A 2,533-nucleotide genomic window follows, 5' to 3' on the forward strand; every position below is an offset into this window, starting at 1 on the left:
ACCAACCCTTCTCTACTGGAAGCTCTAGCATCTACAAAACTGAATTTGTTGCTAGATGTTGGTTTTAACCGTGAGGTTGGTGAAGACGGGGCTATTTATTGGAAAAAAGATGAGTTGGCACGCGTCATTGAGGAAGTAGAGGGATTTGATCAGGTAGTGATAGCTGACTTGGATTTCAAGTCAAGCCAAAGAATTATCTCAGCTTTCACATGGGAAAAGATTGTGTCAGATTATGAAGAAGTGTTTAAAGGATAGGGAATGAAACGGATTTTATACTTGCATGCTGGTGCAGAAATGTATGGAGCAGATAAGGTTTTATTGGAATTGATCAAAGGATTGGATTCCAAAGAATTTGAAGCTCACGTCATCTTGCCAAATGACGGTGTTTTAGTCGAGGCTTTGCGCCAAGTTGGAGCTAAGGTCAGCGTGTTGGATTATCCGATTTTACGTAGAAAATACTTTAATCCTAAAGGCATTGCCGACTATATTCGCTCTTATAATTTCTATGCTAAGCAAATCGCCCTCTATGCTCGAGAACACAGTATAGATATGGTTCACAATAATACAGCGGCTGTTTTGGAGGGCATCTATTTGAAACGCAAGCTCAAGCTGCCTTTGATTTGGCATGTTCATGAGATTATCGTCAAACCCAAAGCTATTTCTGACTTTATCAATATGCTCATGGGACGATATGCAGACAAGATTGTGACGGTGTCCCAAGCGGTCGCTAATCATATCAAGCAGTCTCCCTTTATCAAAGATAGCCAAGTGGAAGTGATTTATAACGGTGTCGATAATGCTGTCTATTATCCAATGGATGCGTCTTCTATTCGTGAAAAATTTGACATTGCGCAAGATGCACTTGTGATTGGCATGATTGGTCGGGTCAATGCTATCAAAGGACAAAATGATTTCATAGAAGCAGTCGAGCCACTTTTGGAAAAGAATGAGCAAGCGGTGGCTTTCCTAGCTGGAGGTGTTTTTCCTGGTGAAGAATGGCGCTTAGAAGAACTAGATAAGAGAATAGCTTCTTCATCTGTTGTGTCACAAATTCATCGTATTGATTACTACGATAAGACTTCTGAACTTTATAATATGTTTGATATCTTTGTCTTACCAAGTATAAAACCTGATTCCCTACCTACAGTAGTCCTAGAAGCCATGGCTTGTTCAAAACCAGTTGTTGGTTATAACAATGGGGGAATAGCTGAAATGGTAGTAGATGACAAAAGTGGTTGCTTAGTCAAACCAAATCGTCCTCAAGAACTTTCTAATGCCATTTCTCTCTTACTAGATAGTTCTGAAAAAAGAGAAAAATTTGGGCGAGTAGGATATCAGAGACAAAAAGAGCTGTTTTCTTTGGAGAGTTACATCAAGAACTTTTCGGAGTTGTATAAAACAGATAGAAAAGATTAGTTATGAATAAAATAGATTTTGTTGTGACTTGGGTTGATGGGAATGATCCTGTATGGCAAGAAAAAAAATCAAGCTATGATGGCTCGGTTAATACTTCTAAACAGAGTATGAATTCAGTCAAGGCTTACCGAGAATGGGGGACCTTTAAATATTGGTTTAGAGGAGTTGAAAAATTTGCTCCTTGGGTCAATAAGGTCTACCTCGTGACTGACCAGCAAAAGCCAAGCTGGTTAGATATAAATAGTGAAAAATTGGTGTTGGTAGATCATACAGAAATTATCTGTAATGACTACCTACCAGTTTTTTCTGCCAATCCTATCGAAAGTAACATCCATCGAATCCCTGGTCTCTCAGAGCATTTTGTTTTTTTTAATGACGATATGTATTTGACAGCTCCAGTCGAGCCGACAGATTTTTTCTCAGAGGATGGTTTACCCAAATATAATACGGCTCTTTCACCGATTATTCCTGAGCGATATGGAACGGGGAATTTTCAGATAAATGACATGGAGATTGTCACTAGCTATTTCAGTCGAAATGAAATTTTGAAGAATGGCCAATTCTTTGATCCAAAGCAGGGATTAAAAAGTATCGTTAAGTCGCTACTATACAGAAATAGTCAGTTTATCTGTGGTTTCTGGGAGAGTCATCTGCCCTATCCTCTACTAAGATCAACGATGAACTTGGTATGGGAAAAGGAAAAAGCTGTCTTGGAAAGAACCTCGGCTAGTCGCTTCAGAAGTCCCTCTGATACCAATGTTTGGCTCTTTAAGTATTGGCAGATTGCCAGTGGTAAATACGCTATCGGAAATCCTAAGTTGGGAGGACTCTTTTCTTTGGATAATGCCGGACCAGATTTTTGGAAGATACTAAATTCTGGCAAATACCAAATTATGTGTATCAATGATGGATTTAACATTCAAGACGAGGAGCAGGTGATGACAGACTTTATCAAGGCTATGGATCAACTGCTTCCAGATAGAAGCTCATTTGAGATTTAAACTGTAAAACTAAGTAAGAGAAAGAAAAGGAAATATGATTTCGGTAATTGTGCCTGTTTATAATGTGGAGGACTACCTTCATTATGCCATGGAGAGTTTGGAACATCAGACTTACA

At 38.9% G+C, this 2,533-nt stretch carries 3 protein-coding genes and 1 pseudogene; all 4 read left to right on the top strand.

All coding sequences use genetic code 11. The features are described from left to right. A pseudogene (locus QZ158_RS08185) lies at positions 1-255 on the top strand (glycosyl transferase); the annotation flags it as partial. A 3-nt stretch (positions 256-258) separates the two neighbouring features. After that, the gene (locus QZ158_RS08190) at positions 259-1,416 is read left to right on the top strand and encodes a glycosyltransferase family 4 protein (RefSeq protein WP_000822224.1); all 1,158 of its coding nucleotides are present in this window, start codon (positions 259-261) and stop codon (positions 1,414-1,416) included. A 2-nt stretch (positions 1,417-1,418) separates the two neighbouring features. After that, the gene (locus QZ158_RS08195; protein ID WP_293887507.1) at positions 1,419-2,417 is read left to right on the top strand and encodes a Stealth CR1 domain-containing protein; all 999 of its coding nucleotides are present in this window, start codon (positions 1,419-1,421) and stop codon (positions 2,415-2,417) included. Positions 2,418-2,451: 34 nt separating this feature from the next. Further along, positions 2,452-2,533, top strand: an 82-nt coding sequence (locus QZ158_RS08200; protein ID WP_293887509.1) for a glycosyltransferase family A protein, incomplete at its 3' end; no start/stop codon positions are given.

The organism is Streptococcus sp. A12 (assembly GCF_905372335.1).
In the GTDB taxonomy this organism is placed as follows: domain Bacteria; phylum Bacillota; class Bacilli; order Lactobacillales; family Streptococcaceae; genus Streptococcus.